This window comes from Gottfriedia sp. S16(2024) (assembly GCF_050473765.1).
GTDB lineage: Bacteria > Bacillota > Bacilli > Bacillales > Bacillaceae_G > Gottfriedia.
The window spans coordinates 3,459,505-3,479,650 of record NZ_JBFLUO010000001.1 but is presented as its reverse complement, the minus strand read 5'-3'; the positions used below and the strand labels follow the sequence as shown (position 1 = coordinate 3,479,650).

18 protein-coding genes and 1 other annotated feature are annotated in these 20,146 nt (G+C 31.6%); of the genes, 6 read left to right on the top strand and 12 right to left on the bottom strand.

The window, feature by feature from the left end; translation table 11 throughout:
- Window positions 1–122: 122 nt before the first annotated feature.
- Together AB1282_RS16365 and AB1282_RS16360 are read right to left on the bottom strand one after the other, a co-directional pair.
- Window positions 123–776, bottom strand: a complete 654-nt coding sequence (locus AB1282_RS16365; RefSeq protein WP_429899556.1) for a pyridoxine/pyridoxamine 5'-phosphate oxidase — start codon at window positions 774–776, stop codon at window positions 123–125.
- Window positions 777–1,064: 288 nt separating this feature from the next.
- Window positions 1,065–1,493, bottom strand: coding sequence for a hypothetical protein (locus AB1282_RS16360; RefSeq protein ID WP_429899555.1), 429 nt, complete (start codon window positions 1,491–1,493; stop codon window positions 1,065–1,067).
- Between the two features lie 1,019 nt (window positions 1,494–2,512).
- Here AB1282_RS16360 and AB1282_RS16355 point away from each other — a divergent pair.
- Window positions 2,513–2,674, top strand: coding sequence for a DUF3934 domain-containing protein (locus AB1282_RS16355; RefSeq protein ID WP_429899554.1), 162 nt, complete (start codon window positions 2,513–2,515; stop codon window positions 2,672–2,674).
- A 177-nt stretch (window positions 2,675–2,851) separates the two neighbouring features.
- On the opposite strand, the gene AB1282_RS16350 is transcribed toward AB1282_RS16355, so the two are convergent.
- From AB1282_RS16350 to AB1282_RS16340, 3 genes are all read right to left on the bottom strand, one after another.
- Complete coding sequence (locus AB1282_RS16350) at window positions 2,852–3,052, bottom strand: cold-shock protein (RefSeq protein WP_056476843.1); 201 nt, start codon at window positions 3,050–3,052, stop codon at window positions 2,852–2,854.
- A 170-nt stretch (window positions 3,053–3,222) separates the two neighbouring features.
- Window positions 3,223–3,399 (bottom strand): hypothetical protein, encoded by a 177-nt coding sequence (locus AB1282_RS16345; protein WP_156339757.1) that lies wholly within the window; start codon window positions 3,397–3,399, stop codon window positions 3,223–3,225.
- A gap of 255 nt (window positions 3,400–3,654) precedes the next feature.
- On the bottom strand, window positions 3,655–3,795 hold the full coding sequence (locus tag AB1282_RS16340; RefSeq protein ID WP_353611593.1) for a DUF3953 domain-containing protein: 141 nt from the start codon (window positions 3,793–3,795) through the stop codon (window positions 3,655–3,657).
- A gap of 1,115 nt (window positions 3,796–4,910) precedes the next feature.
- Here AB1282_RS16340 and AB1282_RS16335 point away from each other — a divergent pair.
- Entirely contained in the window at window positions 4,911–6,425 is a 1,515-nt protein-coding gene (locus AB1282_RS16335) for an MDR family MFS transporter (RefSeq protein ID WP_429899553.1), read from the top strand.
- Window positions 6,426–6,699: 274 nt separating this feature from the next.
- Here the strand turns inward: AB1282_RS16335 and AB1282_RS16330 are convergent, their stop codons facing one another.
- The 4 genes from AB1282_RS16330 to AB1282_RS16315 form a co-directional block, all read right to left on the bottom strand.
- A complete protein-coding gene (locus AB1282_RS16330; RefSeq protein WP_335407519.1) occupies window positions 6,700–6,954 on the bottom strand; it encodes a SemiSWEET transporter in 255 nt (84 codons plus the stop codon).
- A gap of 320 nt (window positions 6,955–7,274) precedes the next feature.
- A complete protein-coding gene (locus AB1282_RS16325) occupies window positions 7,275–8,084 on the bottom strand; it encodes a class I SAM-dependent methyltransferase (protein WP_429899552.1) in 810 nt (269 codons plus the stop codon).
- 310 nt (window positions 8,085–8,394) lie between these two features.
- Entirely contained in the window at window positions 8,395–9,051 is a 657-nt protein-coding gene (locus AB1282_RS16320) for an HAD family hydrolase (RefSeq protein ID WP_056476832.1), read from the bottom strand.
- Window positions 9,052–9,161: 110 nt separating this feature from the next.
- Entirely contained in the window at window positions 9,162–9,704 is a 543-nt protein-coding gene (locus tag AB1282_RS16315) for a GNAT family N-acetyltransferase (RefSeq protein WP_429899551.1), read from the bottom strand.
- Window positions 9,705–9,964: 260 nt separating this feature from the next.
- Here AB1282_RS16315 and AB1282_RS16310 point away from each other — a divergent pair, with 260 nt between their 5' ends.
- Window positions 9,965–11,170 carry a cytochrome P450 gene (locus AB1282_RS16310; RefSeq protein WP_429899550.1) on the top strand — a complete coding sequence of 402 codons (1,206 nt, stop codon included), beginning with the start codon at window positions 9,965–9,967 and terminating at the stop codon, window positions 11,168–11,170.
- 127 nt (window positions 11,171–11,297) lie between these two features.
- Here the strand turns inward: AB1282_RS16310 and AB1282_RS16305 are convergent, their stop codons facing one another.
- Window positions 11,298–12,722, bottom strand: coding sequence for a PLP-dependent aminotransferase family protein (locus AB1282_RS16305; protein WP_390311355.1), 1,425 nt, complete (start codon window positions 12,720–12,722; stop codon window positions 11,298–11,300).
- A 98-nt stretch (window positions 12,723–12,820) separates the two neighbouring features.
- Between AB1282_RS16305 and AB1282_RS16300 the strand changes: the two genes are divergently transcribed.
- Entirely contained in the window at window positions 12,821–13,423 is a 603-nt protein-coding gene (locus AB1282_RS16300) for a LysE/ArgO family amino acid transporter (protein WP_056476819.1), read from the top strand.
- A 421-nt stretch (window positions 13,424–13,844) separates the two neighbouring features.
- Here AB1282_RS16300 and AB1282_RS16295 read toward each other — a convergent pair whose 3' ends face one another.
- On the bottom strand, window positions 13,845–14,141 hold the full coding sequence (locus AB1282_RS16295) for a 3-isopropylmalate dehydrogenase (RefSeq protein ID WP_429899549.1): 297 nt from the start codon (window positions 14,139–14,141) through the stop codon (window positions 13,845–13,847).
- Window positions 14,142–14,632: 491 nt separating this feature from the next.
- Between AB1282_RS16295 and AB1282_RS16290 the strand changes: the two genes are divergently transcribed.
- Both AB1282_RS16290 and AB1282_RS16285 read left to right on the top strand, forming a co-directional pair.
- Window positions 14,633–16,012: a DJ-1/PfpI family protein gene (locus AB1282_RS16290; RefSeq protein WP_429899548.1), complete on the top strand. Its 1,380-nt coding sequence runs from the start codon at window positions 14,633–14,635 to the stop codon at window positions 16,010–16,012.
- A gap of 162 nt (window positions 16,013–16,174) precedes the next feature.
- Window positions 16,175–16,411, top strand: a complete 237-nt coding sequence (locus AB1282_RS16285; protein ID WP_429899547.1) for a hypothetical protein — start codon at window positions 16,175–16,177, stop codon at window positions 16,409–16,411.
- Window positions 16,412–16,688: 277 nt separating this feature from the next.
- Here AB1282_RS16285 and ileS read toward each other — a convergent pair whose 3' ends face one another.
- Window positions 16,689–19,784, bottom strand: coding sequence for an isoleucine--tRNA ligase (gene ileS, locus AB1282_RS16280; RefSeq protein ID WP_429899546.1), 3,096 nt, complete (start codon window positions 19,782–19,784; stop codon window positions 16,689–16,691).
- A gap of 51 nt (window positions 19,785–19,835) precedes the next feature.
- Window positions 19,836–20,081, bottom strand: a binding site (T-box leader).
- Window positions 20,082–20,146 lie beyond the last annotated feature (65 nt).

Below are 20,146 nucleotides of genomic sequence, written 5' to 3'. Positions count from 1 at the left end.
TCAATACTGTCAGTTAGTACATTATTTTATCTGCCATTTTTGTTGAATAAAAATGAGCCTATCTCGGCTCTAAAATAGAACGATTAGCTGGTTAAGTTGAACAACGACGATCTAAAATTAAACTATGGCCATAATAGTTTTTTTAACCATCTATCACCCTCGAAGCTATATCTTAATCGTATATGCCTACGATCTTCGTCAGCCTGCCAGAACTCCACTTCTTTAGCAACTAATCGAAACAAAGTCCACGAAGGAAACACTAAATTTGGATTATGTTGTAAAATTTCAATTTGTTTGTTTAGTGCCTCATCTAACTCAGAATGTTCTTTTAAGATTGAACTTTGTTTGCCAATCAAAGCTATTGCACGGGCTACAGTTCCTCTAGCTAAAAAATCTTTAACACTTAATTCATTTTCCATTTTAATTGCAGTCCCACGTATTCTGACTTGTCTACCAATTAGTGCCCAATAAAAAGTCATAGCAACATTGGGATTAAAATCTATCTGTTTACCTTTTTCACTTTGTGAACTTGATGCAAAATACCACCCATATTGATCCACATCTTTAATAATTAGAACCCTAGCATCGGGAAATCCATTATGATCAATTGTTGAAAGAGTCATTGAATGTGGTTCGTGTATGCCATAATCAATTGCTTCTTGGAACCATTCTAAAAAAAGTTCATTTGGAAATTCTGACGTATTGTTAAAATTAAACGCAGGAAAGGGTCCATTAAGTGTTTTAATTTTTCTTATAACTTTCCTAATGTCGTCCATATAAATCCTCCATCTATTTAATCAAACATTTATAATTAAGACATTCTCCAAATTTTAACTAACCCGCTAAATTTTAAAAAGGGAGCGGATTAACAGCTCCTAATTCTATTTAACTAACACAATGCGTTAATTCAAATTTCCCCCTTCTTATAAATACTTGTAATATGTAACTATTGCATTATTTAGTTGAACAAGCGATATATACAAACTGAACTAACGATAAATACCAAAAGAGATAAATGGATCTTTAACCCTACCTATAATCAAAGAACTATTTTCCTGTTAATATTAACTTTCGAGTTTACCATCATATATTTTATAACTAATACCATACTTATGGTCTTTTGTAGTTGTCACCTTACAAAAATAAGGAATTGACTTCCCATAAGCATCTAGTGCTGGAATACCTCTGAAGGAAAACATCTCATCTGTATCGAGAATATCAAAGTCAGCTTCAGAAGAACGACCTGATGAATCTATTTCGATAACACATTTTCCACTGACGACATCATATTTTTTGAATACAATATATTTTAGGCTAGGGAGAGTTGCTATTAAAAATAAAACACCAATTAAAAGGAATCCAATACCTCCAATTAATATTTTATAGTCTTTAAAGCCATCCATTGCAATAAAGAGAAATACTGCTGCTATTAAAAATCCAACTCCGAGAATGAGCAATACATAATAAATGAGCATTTTTTCACTTCCTATCACTAATATTGTCTTCCTCAGACAACGCTTCTAAATATAGATAGTAGCTTTTTATTTTGTTCAATCATTTAATTGTTTCATTACTTATCCAACTAACCCGCCATTAAGCTAAATAAAAAAAATCGACTAAATAGCCGATCATGTTGTTCAACTAATGCAATGTGTTAGATGCATACTTGGTATCACTTTTTTTATAATTTCGATTCGTGCTGTATCAGTATCAATAACAAAATATGATTTAGGCAACTTCTCAATCGAATAATACAATCAATAGTATTACTAATACCATCCCAATAGGTAGCGAAATTAACAATCGCTTCCACTTTTCATAATTAAGAATAAATACTAATATGGATACTATTTCTAATAACCATAAAGAGACTCTTTCACTTATATTTAATGAATCTGGTAAATACATTGCAGTTATTAATAAAAGGATAGTCCAAAATATTGAATATTTAATAATACTTAAAACCAATTTAAAGTGCACGATAATCCATTCCTTATTTACTATTTTATATGAATAATATCATATATCTTTCTATTAATTTTAAAGTACAATACTCGGAAATACTATATAAAAATTGCAATTAAGCAGTTAGTGTTCAAAAAACTAAAGTTTTGTTAGATCAATAAGGTATATAACAAAATATAATTCTCTGTGTTTTCATATTTCCTCAAGATGATTCACTTTTATTAGTCCATTTAACTTTACCATATCTTGGAATATTTATGTTTATTTTTTGGGAATTTCTTATCCCACAAAAACATGCTACTTAAAAACTATCAACCTAAAAAATTATAAGATTTATAGAGACCTTATTGCCCTCTATCATAGATTGACTATGCAGATCATTTTATGAAACAGACGTATACTTTAGTTCAATTGCAATAAAGTAATATATAAATCTGCTCATTTTTTGAATATATTTATTGCTCAATTCTTGTTTAACTCATAAGTTAATTGGAAATTACTAAAAAACTGTATGATATTTAGTGTATAATAAGTATGAGGTGTTTAAATGAGTAAAGCTAAAGCTAAGGGCGGTACAGGTCGAGGTACAGATAAAAAGGGTTGGAATAGATGGCAAGCTAGCGCAAAAAAAGCAAAGAACGCGAAGCCGTATGTTAGCAAAGGTACTAAAAAGGGCAGTTCCAAAACAACTAATAATTCAAATGTCTAATTGTATTAAATGATTAATTTTATCTTCATTTTATATAGGCTATAAAATTTAATTCATAATCGCGTTAGATTTTACCCTTATTCTTTTTCGAATAGGGGTTTTTAATTTATAAGACAAATTTATAAGACATAAAAAGAGTCAGATCCTACTATATAGAATCCGACTCTTTTTGGTCAATTAAGCCTTTTTAACATTAGTTGCTTGTGGTCCGCGTTGACCTTGTTCTACTTCAAATGTAACAGCTTGACCTTCGTCTAAAGATTTAAATCCATCAGTTTGAATTGCTGAGAAATGTACGAATACATCATCACCATTTTCACGCTCAATAAATCCAAATCCTTTTTCTGCATTAAACCATTTTACTTTACCATTTTCCATTTTTGTTACCTCCCAGTGTGGCTTACACACATTGTAATATAACAATTTTAACAATATAATTTCAATTAATCAAATTTCCATCAAAAATAGCGAATGAACAAAGAAATATGGCTAATCATAAGTCCGATATTATGTAACTAACCCTTTGCTTTATTTAATAATAGGTGTCACTATTTTTTCTCTAAATTACTTATTCTTTGCTCTAATTCTTCAATTTTTTTATAAGAAATATACAAATTCTTTGTTGCAAATAACCTTACTTTTTTTACAATTTTAAACACTACATACACTACTACAATTAAAATGATCAATTGAAATAACGTAATGATTAAACTAAAATTATCCATTTTGCACTCTCCTTTTCAAACTCGCATTTAATCATTAATACAATTTACTAAAATGATATGCGTCGTGCATCTCTAGACTCTTTAGTTCAAAGTGTTTATACATCCATTTTCTATTCCCTCCAATTTAATCCCTATAAAATAAAGCCCCTTTGGTCATTCTTATAATTCCATTTAAGTTTAAAAATTCCTTTAATGATTAAACGATCCTGCCATTTACTGCAATAAAAAAACTGCAATTAAGCAGTTTAGGATTCGCTAGTTATATAAAAATTCTTGCATTGATACAATGAAACCAAGCAAGGATACTATGAAATAAATATAACCCAACTTTTTTTGTTTTTGTTTAAATTCTGGTATACATGCCAATAAAAACAATGCTGCTAAGAAAAAGTGCATATAAGGGAGTAATCCTAACTTATGTGTTATTAAGCCAAAAATAGATAATATTAAGACAATCAATATAAATATCATTCTTAAAATTTTTAGCATTCGAATTATTCCCTTCGTACGATTTACATACTTTAGTTTAAGTACTGTAATTCTCAATTTTTAATATATCTCACAGGTTATTTTGCTTTATTCGATTAAATAACCAACGTATTAAATTTATTACTTCAGCAGCTACAAAACCAATCAATATCATCTTTAAGAAAAATATGTTATCTGAAGTAAATGTCAATTGTCTAGTTCTCAAATAGTGAACTAAATAACCCAATACAGCACCGCATATAAGCCAAATCCATATGTGTTTAAATCTTTCCAAAATATATGTTTTCATTCAGCTGACTATTATCTCCTTGCTAACTATCTAACTTGTCATTTGAATTTGATATCCTTTTTCAGCAAACATGTCATTTAATTTTTAATTAACACCAAAGATTGACACTCTAATAAACTAACAAAATTTAATACTATTATATTATACAATAAAGTCATAATTATTATTTTGGGGAAATTCCCACTTTTTCCATAAAAAAACAATTTTCCTTTTACCCTTAAATGCATTTCATCAGAAAAAATCGATTTTTAGCCAAAGTACTGTTCAACTAAATCAATACGGTAGTTACATAAGAAGTTATTTTATTTTTTCTTCAGTAAAGGTAAATCGGAAAAAGTAAAAACAAGTGAAAAAGGTATAGTCGATGATAAAATCCTATCCAAATATACTGATCAAACCTACTATTGCAATTTCAAATCCTATTTAACCGTTCAAGAATACTTATTACTATACTTCATACAACCACAAATATAAGAGTTACTACCTAAAGGATTTTTAAACGTAGTAAAGAATAAATTAGATAGTAGATAAATAAAATTGACTTTTTTACTTGAAATTTCGATTTCAGCTTTAAATTTAGGGATACATAATTAAAAATGAACAATAACGATCACATTAATCAAATAAATAATCAATATGCTTGTTACAGATACTCATACTAAAAGCTTCACTCATTTTTTAGGTATTCAATGAATCAATTGAATAATTTTGAAAGGTCATAGGGAGGTAAAGGATGAAAGAAAATAACAAGACTCTTATTTTAATAGGACTAATGATTGGAGTCATTTTCTCAGAGCTTGATGAGACAGTCGTTTCAACAGCTATGCCTACAATTATTAGAGATTTAGGTGGTCTAGCGCTTTACGGCTGGGTTGGTGGAGTTTACATGCTTTCGATGACATCTTTTATGGCAATACTCGGCAAACTTGCGGATTTATATGGACGAAAAAAAATATATTTATTTAGTATGGGATTATTCATAGCTGGATCAATAATTAGTGGAACAGCCCAATCAATGGAAGTCCTTTTAATTGGACGTGGGATCCAAGGTATTGGTGCCGGCGGATTAATGCCACTCGCGATGGTCATTTTCGGAGACAGCTTCCCAGTTGAACAGCGTGCTAAGCTACAAGGTATTTTCGGAGCTGTCATGTTTATACCTCAACTACTTGGACCGCTCATTGGAGGATATTTTGTACAACATATTTCATGGCACTGGATCTTTTTAGTAAATATTCCAGTTGGAGTTTTAGCTGCAATTTTATTAGCTTTAGGATTAAACGAAACGAAAGTAGACAAAAAAATAAATATCGACTGGTTTGGCGGAATCTTACTAGTCACCACTTTAATCAGTTATCTTCTCACTCCTGTACTTCATCAAACAGAAGGATATGCATGGAGTGAACCTAAAATGATTGGTTTACTAATTTTAGGAACCATTTTACTTGGCCTATTTATTTTTGTCGAGTCAAAAGCAAAAGAACCAATTATCCCATTGCATTTATTTAAAAATAGAAACTTTGTTGTCATTTCGGCTCTTGTATTTGTATTTGTTCTTGCGATAATGGGTTCACTTTCATCTTTCCCATTCTTCTCGCAAAATGTACTCGGTTTAACACCTACTGAATCTGGCTATTTAAATGTACCAATTATGGTTGGGGCAATGGGGGCAAGTGTAGTTGCTGGTCGAGTAATGAATAAATTCTCCTATCGAAATATTTACGGTGTTTCATTTATTATTCCTATGATCGGTTTCTATTTACTTACAGGTATCACGGCTCACACTTCAATTATTACATTCGTTTTTTATTTCATTATTCTTGGACTTGGATTCGGTGCACTATTTAACAATGCATTAATTGTTCAAGAATCAGTTGAAAAAGAAAATGTAGGGATTGCTCAATCTGCCGTTATGTTATTTCAATCCATTGGTATGACGATTGGCTTTAGTTTATTTGGTTCATTATTAGCCTCTAAAATTACATCAGGGATGAAATCACTAGCTGGAAGTCTTACTGTGGATCAATTACTACAATTAAAAAATGTAGAAAATGGTATGATTCCAACAAATCTTGATTCTAATTTACTAGAAAAAGTAAAAACAGTCTTCACTCATGCATTCCAGGATTTATATTGGGTATCTTTCGTGCTTTCCATTTTAACATTTTTAATTTGTTGGGGACTGAAAAAGGAAATTTTAATAAAGAAAGATGAATCAAGTGAAGTAAAAGAAGTAAATTCTATTTAATTTAGTACACCATTCCATTTTGTAATACTGCTTCAGTTGACGGAAAAAGCATTTAAAAAATAGTGATTTTTAAACAATTGAGTTATCATTTTAAAGAATATTCTGAGGCATTGCTCATGCAATGCCTTTTGTTGTTGATAATTTGCTAATAGTGGACGGACAAATCATCATTGATCCTCCATTGGACTTGAGATTTGTCACCTCAAACAACTTTTAGCCGCTAATCATATTTTCTAAGTTCGGAACTTTCACCCTTTAGTTCAAATATACCTTTTTATGAACGGAGACTTTTTAACTTATAAAATAAAATAATTGCTGCAAACACAAACGTTACTGAATTAGCCGAAATAACTGCAAAATCATGAATAAATATTCCGTAAATTAACCAAAGAAAAACACCTGCACTAAATAAAATATACATAATTAGTGAAATGCCTGACGTGTCTTTTGTTTTTATTGTTTTAATTGCTTGTGGTAAAAAGGAAGCTGTCGTTAATACAGCAGCAATCAATCCGATGATTTTAATCATTAATAATTTCCTTCCTTATATTAGACTGTTTCTTCAAAAAAAGATCCATGCTTGTGATGACTCGGATATATGATGAATTTAAATCTAATGCTATTTAATATTCCCAAGTTTTTATTAAATTCCTTTTTTACTAAACTTCTAAAATAACAAAATAAATAGGGCTGTTTATACAGCCCTTGTGATCTTTTACTAACAAATGCATTAGTTGTATAAGTGAATAGATTAAAATCTTTATTTTCCCTATATCTTATTACATCTTTGTATCCCAGCACCCACAAAACCGGTTTAGCAGGCTCTTTCCTTTAAATTCAGTATTAATATTAGTTTTTCTTACCAATGTATAGCAGGTGAGAGGAATTTCCAAGAATATAAGGGTCTGTTGCTTTTTCTTTAATTAAATTTATAATTTTTTCTACCTCTGCTTCACCTTTGTCTCTCCAGTAATTCCAATTATCATTGTTTAAAATAGCTCCTACATTTGAACCAATTAACTCCAAAGTTTCAAATCCATGAGTTTCCATAAAAGGATTGATGTCCTCAATATTAAAATAATATGCGCCTGTAAAACGCCCCTCATCTGAATGATTGAAACAACCAGTTTGTGAAAACTGATGAATAGTGTCCATATTATCGTTTGGCTTCCAATTATTTGGAGATAAGAGCGATGTAAATATATGCCTAATCCTAGGCATAAAAGCAACAAATACTAGTCCGTTCTTTTTAGTTACTCTATTTAACTCTTGAACAGCCATTATACGGTCATTTTCTTCCTGTAAATGATACATTGGACCAAGCATTAATGATGCATCAAACTGTTCATCATTGAGCATATTAAGCTCTCTCGCATCAGCAGTATAAAAACCATCGAATTGCCCTTCTATTTGAAAGTCTTGAGCTTTAGTTTTAGCAATCTCAACTAATTTAGGTGTTAAATCAGTTAATGTTACTCTATATCCATCTTTAGCAAGCTCCATTGAGTATTTTCCAGGTCCAGCTCCATTATCAAGTATATATCCTGTTTCAGGCAAATATTTCTTTATAAATTGCCAATTCACTTGGAACTCAATTGGTTCGCGTTCAAGCCTTTCCCACTCATCAAATTGATTATAGTAGCTTATTATTTTGCTCATTAAATTTCACCTATTTTCATTTTTTAATACCAATTCTACATAAATCACATACTATCCTTCTTCAACTAATCTGCTATTTGGTGCAATAAAAAAGACCATCGAAGCAGTCGTTCCTTTTAAAACATTTTTAAATTGCCCTAAAATACTTAAAGTAAGAATTAAAAAGTGAAGTAATTTCTAATTGACACTGATATCACAATAAAAAAAGAGATACAAATTCAGTTGTGAATTGTATCTCCAATGTATATGCTTTTTATTGTTTTCATCCAAATAACCGAATCCATTGACCTTTTTGGGAAGGGTTTCTACTTTACTTTCCAGTTATATGCTTAATTACATCTTCTAAAGATTTTTCTGCCATAGATGATAATCGTAAACTATGATTCTCAAACTCTAAATGTGAGGTAACCTGATTAGGAACAATTACACAGTGTAATCCTGCTTTCGTTGCAGCAATTAATCCGTTCAACGAATCTTCAAATGCAATAGCCTCTGATACTTGAACTCCAATTTCCTCAATTGCTTTTAAATATAACTCTGGATCTGGTTTAACTTTCTTTACATCATCTTTTGTCTTAATTACTGAAAAGTATTTATAAATATTTAATTTTTTTAAGAAACTTTCTACCCATTCTTTTGATGAGCTAGAAGCTAAAGCTATTTTTAATCCCGCATTTTTTGCTGAAATTAAATAGTCTTCTACACTTTCTCTTAAAGAAGGCTCGAGTAGTTTCTCATCAACTAGCTCTTTAGCCATTTGTTCGATTAGTTCTTTTTCAATTGGTTCTTTTAAATTTGAATTAATAAAATCGAATAAAATCTCATCACTTGTTCCCACAACCTCTGAAAACTTTTGAAGAGTTAACTCCACTTCATACCGATGTAGTACTTCCTTATATGCTTCGAACCAAACAGACTCAGTATCGACAATTAGACCATCAAAATCAAATATTACAGCTTTAATCATTCCATTTCTCCTTTTCCTTAGTTGGACCATTTTACTATATTATGATTATTTCAGTTTATCATTTTTCTAGAGCAACAAAAAATATAAATATAATATCTAAGTTTAATAGTTCACTTTAGCCAATCAGGTTTAATGAGAGAAAATACGTTTAAATCATGAGACTGATCCCCTTGAACTAAATAGCCTCTCAATAATCCTTCCTTTTGAAAGCCTATATTCTCAACTAAGGTAGCTGAGGCTGTATTATCTGGGAAAATATTAGCTCCAATTCGATATAGTCCTAGATTATCAAAGCAATATGATGTAATTTCCTTAATTGCTTCTGACATAAATCCTTTTCTCCAATATTCAGGTAATAAATCATATCCAATTTCAGTTCTTCTAGCGTGTAAAACTAAATTATTTAGTCCAATTGTTCCGATTAATTTTTTTGATTCTTTTTCTACGATTCCAAAGCGTATTCCTTGTTGATTTTCAAATCTAGTTTGAAAAGAATCGATCATTTTAACCGCTTGATCTTTTTCTGTAAAAGGTTCCATACCATAGTATTTAATTACCTCTTCATTTGAAAAGATGGAAAATATCTCATCTACATTTTTTTGTGTAATTTGTACTAAAGATAATCTCTCTGTTTCTAGAACTGGAAAATCCATCATATTACCCCTTTCACAACCATCGAATTATTTCATAAAAATCAGTTTTTCATTTGAAATACCTTATTTTACCATAAATCATGATTTAATTTTCTTAAATTTCATATGATTTATTTATTATTCATTTATACCTAATTCCTCATGAAAATCATTCTGTACAAAAGTATCCTTTTTTTGTGTTATCCAAAATTTGGGAATAATCCATTTTCACAGAAATAGAAATAAATAGACTCATTTCATTCATAAGGGAGAACAGGTACATGAACAATCAATTAAAAGTGAATCCACAGCATTTTTACAAAGATCCATATTCGTATTTTAGTAGCGCGAGAAAAATAAGTCCTATGCTTTACACAGAGCTATTTCAGAGAACTGGTTGGCTAGTAACAGGCTATAGAGAAGCAGAAATCTTGCTAAAAGACCCTCGTTTTATAAAAGAAGCATCCAAAGTCACTCCACCTGAACAATTACCTGAAAGTGTTATGCCTGCAATTGCAATAAATCAAAAAATGATGTTATTTCGAGATGCTCCTGATCATACGAGATTGAGAAATCTCGTGAACAAAGCCTTTTCTCCAAGAATGGTTGAAAATTTACGAGCTTCTGTAAATGAAATTGCTGATCATTTAATCGCAAATATGAAGGGGAAATTTACACACGAGCTAATACGTGATTTTTCATATTTATTACCTGTATTTGTCATAACTGACCTTTTAGGTGTTCCAAAAGAAGATCGAGATTTATTTCGCAATTGGTCTGATGCATTTATTAAATTTATTGATTTTAATACGACTATAGAGGATTTAGAATTAGTATCAAAGCATATTCTTGATGCTTCTAATTATTTCAGACATCTTATTTCTGAAAGAAGATTAGAACCTAAAGAGGATTTAATCAGTAATTTAATCGTAGCAGAGGAATCTGGAGACAAATTAAATGAGGATGAAATGATCGCAAGTTTTCTTCTATTATTAATTGCTGGTCATGAAACGACGGTTAATTTAATAACGAATGGCTATTATTTATTATTAAAACATCCTGAGCAATTTGAGCTATTAAAAAATGATTTAACGTTAATTCCTTCTGCAATAGAAGAAATATTAAGATACGAATCACCCGTTATTTTTACATCTAGATGGGCTAGAGAAGACTTTGAATTCGCTGGAAATTCGATTAAAAAAGGCGATTACTTTATGGTTTCATTAGGTGGAGCCAATTACGATCCAAAAATCACAAATAATCCTGAAACATTTGATATCACTCGAAAAAATATAAAACATTTATCCTTTTCATCCGGCCCGCATTTCTGCTTAGGTGCACCTCTTGCTAGATTAGAAGGACAAATTGCAATAGAAAAACTAATAAGACATTTAGTTAATCCAGTTCTAATTGAGGAGCCGACTCGCCGTAAAAATGTTGCTTTTCGTGGGTTTGAAAATTTAAAAATTCAAGCAAGTATTCAATAAAAGACTAAGGTGCAGTAATAAAAATAACACAATAAATAAACATAAAAGAGCATCGAGATCTCGGTGCTCTTTTAACTGTTCAAAATCGGTTTCTTATTATCAACACTCTCAAAAAAATGAAATAAAATCACAGTTGCTGGATTATTTGTTGTAAAATATTTAACCCTTTTTTTAAGTCTTCCAAAGACGCGTATGCATATGAAAGACGAATATGGTGTAAATCTCTTGGATCGTAAATATAACCTGGATTTATCAATATATTTTGTTTAAGTAATTTTAGAAATAAAGTCTTATTTACAATTGGATTATGAAACCTGAGCCATATGTAGAAACCACCTTCAGGCTTTTTCCATGAAGCTATTTTTTTAAATTCCTTTTCTAAAATTTCTTCTACGTATTTAGCTCTTCTTTGCAATTGTTCACGAAGGTTAATAAGATGCTTTTCGTATAGACCATTTGAGATCCAGTATGATACGATTTCTTGCGAAAAGCCACTTGAACCATAATCTGTTTGCATTTTAATATCAGCCAATCGTTCAATTACAGGTGAAGGTGCAACAACCCAACCAATTCTTAATCCCGGACTTAGTGTTTTGGATACACTCCCTATATAAAGAACTTGCCCTGATGTATCAAGCGATTTTATAGCCGGTGAAGATGATTCAAATAGCAATTCGTGATAAACATCATCTTCAATAATCGGAATTTGTAGCTCTTTGCAAGTATTAAATAGATTTTGTTTTTCTTTCAACGACCAATTATAGCCTGTTGGATTGTTTAGTGTTGGAACACAGTAGAATAAAGATTGCCTCTTCCCTTTAAGTGCACGTATGTTATCTGGTAATAGATGTTCCCTTGAAACTGAAATCATTCGCATTCCATTAGATTGAAAGGGATGTACTGAATTTAAATACGAAAATTGTTCTTGAAATAAAATAGATCCCTCTTCTAATAATCCAACTGCAATTAATTGAAGTGCTTGAAGTGCACCTGAAACAATTAAAATGTTCTCTGGTGCTGATTCAATACCGCGTTTTTTTAAATAATTACATAAAATTCCTCTGAGCTTTTCACTTCCTTGCGGAGATGAATAGCCAATTGCTTTAGAATCAAGTGAAATCTTTTTTAACGAATCTTCTATTTGTTTAGTTGGTAGTAAATCAGGTGATAATTCACCTGTTCCAAGACGTATGATATGATCCATTTGCTCATATTCATTTATGAGTTGAATCGTATGGTAGTTTGGTTTATGAATACTTGACTCAATATGTCTCTGCCAATTTGGTTGATATTTGCTCAAAAGTACGTTCCAGGAATTGTTAGCCACAAATACCCCTGAACCCACTTTTGATTCGATCAAACCATCTGCCCTTAATTCATCAAGTGCAAGTTGAACGGTACTGCGGTTCACATTAAATTGCGTTGCTAGTTGGCGCTGTGTTGGAATCTTTGTGCCAACAGACCAATCACCTCGTTCAATACGAGATTTTATCCAATCTACAATTTGATCTTGAACAGTCAAATGAGAATCACGATTTGGTTTCCATTTCATCTAACTCCCCCTAAATTGGATGGATATAAAACCATCCAATTGGTTGTTTTCTTTTAGTTTTATCATAGTACGATAGTAATTGAAAGGGAGTTGATTAGATGGAAGCTATTATTCATGGTCTAGTCTTAGCATTCGGACTTATTTTACCTTTAGGGGTACAGAATGTATTTGTATTTTCACAAGGTGCTACTCAATCAAAACTAATTCGAGCGCTTCCAGCGACTTTTACTGCTGCGCTATGTGATACTTTTTTAATTCTTTTAGCTGTTTTTGGACTTTCCACGATCGTTCTACAATTTGAATGGCTAAGAATTAGTCTGATGATTTCTGGTATTTTGTTTTTAGTTTACATGGGCTATGTTATTTGGCGTTCTAAACCAACAACAAGTGAATCGAACAGAGCATTACCTAGCCGTCAGCAAATCATTTTTGCTTTATCAGTATCCTTATTAAACCCTCATGCAATCTTAGATACAGTAGGTGTGATTGGAACAAGTGCATTAAAATATGTCGGAAAGGAACAAGTTCTCTTTACGATCGCATGTATTGCAGTATCTTGGATTTGGTTTTTGGGATTAACGGTCGCCGGCTCAATCATGAAGAAGATAGACAGCACAGGAGGTTTAATGAACATATTCAACAAATGCTCCGCCATATTTATTTTGGGAACCTCCATTTATCTTTTAATTGGTTTAACTTAATGTATTTTAGAGGATACTCGAATAATGATCATCCTATATTAATAGTTTTACATAATCTTAGGGTAATTGAATAAGTGTTTTTAAATTTATCTTTTTACAGTAGGTTTAGTAAAAAAATAGTTATTAAGTAGAAAAATGACAGACTAAAATTTTATTAGTCTGTCACTTCACTTTACATGATTCTTAACAATCAAGTTTTTTTAGTTATTAAGTTAGTTGAATCTATATTTCTTTTAATCAACTAGTCGATACTTTCCTCAAATAGAAAGGTTAATTATTGTAGATTTTTTCTATAAAGAAAGCACCTCAATATTTTGTTCAATCAAAATTCATTTCTAATTCATGTTAATCGAACAAAATATGATCCCTATCACTCTTCCAATTTTAATAGATTTAATTTCTACATAATGTTTCTATCTCTTTACTTCTGCAAGCGTTTAAAAAACTTTATTATACTTACAATTATTGCAATCAGGAAAACTATTAAACTATTTATTAATAGATAGCATCCCACAAGATTTAATCCGAAGAAGAATCCAAAAGCATCTTTAAGAATAATCATTGCGATGAATCCCTCAACAATTCCTAAAACTCCTGCAGAGATCAGGATAATAAATGCAGAGAAGTATATATTTTTCGTTTTTCGATAATAAAAAAATGCGATTAAATTTACAGATAATATTGAAATGATCAGTAATAACATTAGAAGTTGTGTCACCATGTAATCCTCCATGTGTACATAATTTTTATTATCAATAAACAATTAGTAATTCCCGATTTAATATATCCATATTTTACCATATGTTTTAAAAAGAAAATTTAATAATTATTTTTAGGAAAATTTGTAGGAATACAAAAGGGGCTGCTGTCAAATTAAATACTAATTTGTCAGCAGTCCCTTTATGTAATCAACCTCTATTTATTGTTCAAGTTACAGTCTACTTCTTTTAAATTGAAACGGCTTTTTAGCACATGCAAGGAGAGACTATTTCGGTCTCTTTCTTTTTCGAGGGTCTGAAACCAGTTAAGTCTGAAGTCTGAAATAAAAATCAAGCTCTAGCACGATTACCAAAGGTTTAGAAAAAACGTAATATGAAATCAAGATAAAACAAATACCCTGCGGGGGTACTTCAAGATATTATATTAATACCCAAAAGGGTGCGATTATTATGATAGTCAATACATTTGTTTCCGAAGGAGGATTATAACATGAAAAGATTAGTCATACGTTTAGCTGTTTATTTATTAATTTTAGTTGTGTTTGTCGGGGGACTTGAGCTTTATGGCTTTAATCGTCATCAAAAAGATTTTTACTTAAACGTTCGCCATGAGCCAGTTCCTTCACTACAAGGAGTGAAAGTTCCCCAGTTTGACCCAAATAAACCTACTGTGGCAGTTGTGATGGCGGATTCATCAATACCAACTGAAGATTTCGATTTTCTCATTCCATACACACTGTTTTCTATGACGGATGCTTACAATGTATATGCTGTTGCACCGGAAAAAAACATCAAGTCATTATCAGGTGGTTTGGATGTAATCCCACATTACTCTTATAAAGAACTGGATTATCTATTAAATAAAAGTCCAGATATCATTGTTGTTCCTTATATGAAGATGACAGATGAAAAGAAATACAAACCAACTCGCGAATGGATTCAAAAACATTCCAACAGTAAAACGACGACGTTTTTAAGTATTTGTGGTGGATCAGAGAATCTTGCTGATGCAGGTTTATTAAAAGGAAAATCCGCCACTTCACACTGGCAAGCTTTACCTCTATTAATCAAGAAATATACTGAAACACAATGGAAAGAGGATGTGCGGTTTGTTCATGATGGAAACACCTTAACTACAGCCGGTCAAAGCGCAGGGATCGATGGAGTACTTCATCTGATTTCTCAGAAACTAGGGGAACCTGTGGCTGCAAAAATAGCTAAGGAAATTAATTATCCTACGTACCATTTCGTTCAAAATCCAAAAGTAGAACCTTTTAAGATGAATTTAGAATTTACAACATATTTACTAAATCTTGGATTCAATTGGGATAAGAACCAAAACGGGGTTCTTCTGTATAAAGATATGGATGAAATAGCTTTATCTTCTATATTTGATTCTTATGGAGATACCGGAACTACACAAATCTTGACTGTGTCAAGTTCAGATGCTCCAATAAATACGAAACATCATCTTAATATTCTGGCTAGGCATCAAATAGCTAATGCTCCGAAATTAGACAAAATGATCATACCAGGTGGCGACGCAAAATCACTTGCTGGAAAAGATATAAAGCTTTGGGATGAAAAAGGTAATGCTAAAGAGACTCTCCTTATCCATAGTGACTCACCAAACAGATATCTATTCGAAGCACCATTAGAAGACTTAGCTAAACAAGAAGATCTGTTAACTGCCAAACACGCTATTAAACGTTTCGAATATCGTGCGCATGGTATCCATCTTGAGGGCAATCCATATCCGCTTAAAACTTACGGCCATTTACTTCTAACCGTTCTACTATCTTTGTTAGTAGCTTTCTGTATTGACAGACGATTCATTATGAAAAAACCAATCTTCAACTCGAATAAATAATCCAATTATCCATTACCGCTTACGGGCGGTTTTTTCATTTATTTTATGTCAGCTAAAAAAGTGCTCCCCCATTGGAGGTGAAATTGCGAATTTAAAGTTCGTCACCACTCACTTTTTTATGTCTTTTTAATATTTTACTAAATAAAGTAAGGGGGCAATAATATGGATTTAAATGAAAATTTTATTATTATTCTTCTCAAAGAAATTTCAAATTTATTACCTAGTGGTAATCTAGCTGAGACTTTCGCTTTTGCAATCCTACTAAGAACAATAACTAACGATCGAATAATAAGAGACTTGTTCGTTTTATTAATCATTGCCATACGGATCACAAATTCGAATGAGAATCATGATGCAACAAATGAATCAACTAACAATAATTCAACTGCCACACTATAATATTTTAGTCTTTTAATTTAATTTTTCATTGCATATTGCAAAAAAATATACAATTGTTTTGGTGATTTTCTTTCCCCCTTTAAAAAAATAAATTAGTATCAAAATTAAAGCATTTAATGATTGTTATGATAATAAGTTTCTTTTTGTTTCTACATATCCATCTATCGATATTCCAATAAAACTCTTATAATCTATAGCCCAATTTTTTTGTAGTTTGCCTAAAAAAATGACAGACTAAAATATTGTTTTAGTCTGTCATTTCACTTTAACGATTCAATTAATTAGAAGCAACTAATTCAATTTCAGATTGATAATCACCAACTTTAATTTCTTTTCCGTTTACATGGTTCTTAACCACTAGTTTTCTCATTAATAAGTTTTCCTCAAGCATTCCTTTAAACTTTTCAATGATTTCAATAAACTCTAGATTAGCTGTTATTCCAATATCTACACGCATATTAATTGGTAGATTCAATTCTTTTCGGTATTCTTGAATAGACCTAATTAGTTCTCTTACAGTACCTTCTTGGATAAGCTCTTCTGTTAGTAATGTGTCGAGTGTCACTGTATAATCACCATACGTCGCAGATGCATATCCTTCTTTTGCACTTTTTTCAACTAAAATATCTTGTGCATCGACTTTAACAGTTTCTCCTGTTTCAATGACTACATTAACGTACCCGCTCTCAATCACTTCTTTTGCTTCTTCATTTGTTAATGTTTGAAGTGATTTATTGACTAAATTTGAAAGCTTTCCAAATTTTGCTCCTGATTTTTTAAAATCCAATTTCATTTTTAAGTTTGAAAACTCATTTTCATTGTTTACTTGTTGGAATTTTTTTACGTTTAACTCATCTAAAACAATTTCTTTATATAAATCCCAATCGATGTCCTCATTGTTGCTAACTAAAGTTAAACTAGCTAGTGGCTGTTTAATCTTTAATGAATTTGCATTTCGAATGCTTCTTCCAAGTTCCACAACTTTTAGAACTGCATCCATTTCCTTTTCAAGCTGATAATCGATTAGTGTTTCATCGCAAACTGGAAAGTCAGACAAATGGACACTTTGTTTTGTTAAATTAAGATATACATCTTCCGCTAAGAATGGTGTAAACGGAGCTAATAATTGACTTACTTTTGTTAATACTTCAAACAGTGTATAGTAAGCCGCTGCCTTCTCTTTATTCATTCCATTTGACCAAAATCGTTCTCTAGATCTTCTTACATACCAATTGCTGACCTCATCTACTAATTTAGCAATGTCTCTTGCAGCATTTGTAAATTGATAATCCTCTAAATTTTTCGTTACATTTTTGATTGTGCTATGCATACGTGAAATGATCCAATTATCCAATGTACTTGATTGATACTCATATTGTTTGTTTGAATTAAATCCATCTAAATTGGCATATAAACTGTAAAAACTATAAACATTGTCGAATGTATCAATGAGTTTCGATTTAGCCTCTTGAACAACTCTTTCTGAAAAACGTTTCGGGTTCCAAGGCGCACTATCTACTAATAAAGCCCATCTTAATGAATCTGCTCCATATTTATGGATTAATTCTACTGGATCAAGTGCATTACCTTTACTCTTAGACATTTTTTGACCATTTTCATCTAAAACATGGCCTAGTGATAATACTCGTTTATACGGTACTTTCCCAGTAAATAAAGTAGATACTGCAAGCAAACTATAGAACCAGCCTCTCGTTTGATCAATCCCTTCAATGACAACATCTGCAGGGAATTGTTTTGCGAATTTCTCTTTATTTTCAAATGGATAATGATATTGGGCAAATGGCATCGAACCGCTATCGAACCAGACATCAATTACTTCAGGAGTTCTTTTCATATCCCCGCTACAATTTGGACAATTAAAAGTGATTTCATCAACAAATGGTTTATGCAATTCAATTGAGTCGTCAATTTCTTCAACTGAATAGTTACATAATTCATTTATACTTTTTGGTGCTAATTGATGATTACATGAATCACATTCCCAAACATTTAATGGGGTGCCCCAATATCTTTTTCGGCTAATATTCCAATCTACCATTTGTTCTAAAAAATTACCGAATCGACCGTGTTTTATATGATCTGGATGCCATGTTACTTCTTCATTATTTTTAATAAACTGTTCCTTTAATGCTGTCGTTTTGATAAACCAACTTTCATTCGCATAATAGAGAAGGGGTGAATCACAACGCCAACAATGAGGATAGCTGTGCTCATATTTTTCTTTACTAAATAATAATTCATTTTCAGCTAAATACCTCACTATATCTACATCACACTCTTTAACAAAACGACCTTTAAAATTAGGTACTTCATCAGTATATTGACCCTTTTCATTCACTACATTTACAAAAGATAAACCATTTTCTTGAACAACCTTATAGTCATCTTCTCCGTATGCTGGTGCGATATGGACAATTCCAGTTCCACTACTTTCTGTCACAAAATCAGCTTTCACAACTTTATGTCCAACTTCAACATTTACGAAATTAAATGGTGCTAGATAGCTAATACCGATTAGATCGGCCCCAAGAAATTCTGATAAAATGACGTAATCAGCTTTTAATACTTTTTCTAATAGAGCCTTAGCAAGAATATATACGTCCTCACCTTTTTTAGCACGAACATATTCCATTGTTGGATTTACAGCTAACGCTACATTAGCTGGAAGGGTCCACGGAGTTGTCGTCCATCCAAGGAAATAGACATTTTCTTCATCTTGCAATTTAAACTTAACCGTTGCAGATAAATCCTTAACATCTTTATATCCTTGCGCTACTTCATGTGAGCTTAATGATGTTTGACAGCTAGGGCAATAAGGCGAAACACGATGACCTTTTACTAGTAAACCATTTTCATGAATTGTCCCAAGGATATTCCATACACTTTCGATATAGGAATTATCCAATGTTACATATGGATCATCCATATCAACCCAATAGCCTAACTGCTGAGTAAAATCTCGCCATTGTTTCTCGTAAGTAAAAACACTTTCTTTACATTTCTCAAGAAAAGCTTTTACACCATAACGTTCAATTTCTGCCTTACCTGAAATGCCTAACATCTTCTCAACACCTAGTTCAACAGGTAAACCATGAGTATCCCATCCAGCTTTACGAACAACTTGAAAACCTGCCATTGTTTTATATCTTGCTACCACATCTTTAATTGTACGACCTAATGCGTGACCAACATGTGGCAAGCCATTTGCAGTTGGGGGACCTTCATAAAAAACAAAAGTTTGTTTATTTTCTCTTTGTTCAATTGACTTAATAAAGGTATTATTTTTAGACCAAAGTTCACTAATCTTTTTTTCGCGTTGCTGAACTGTTGCTTTTGTATTTTCTTTTTCCATATGATATCGCCTCTCTTATTTTTTTAAAGCACACAAAAACCCGCCCCTATGATAAGGGACGGGTTTAACCGCGATACCACCCTAATTCTATTGAAAAAAGTCCGTTCTTCAATAGCACTTAGCCACGTACAATCATACGCGTTCCTTTTAACGGTAGACACCCGTTCAAACCTACTTATGTTTTCAGTTTGACTTCTCGGAGAGGATCTTCATTTAAGTACTATTCACCGGATTTCAGCTTCCCCCGGCTCTCTGTAGAACAGTATCGAAAATTACTTTTCTCGTCATTGAATTCATTTGTGTGCTTTAATTGTTATTTATTATATCCATCTAGTATTAAAAAGTCAAAGTTTTCTTAAACA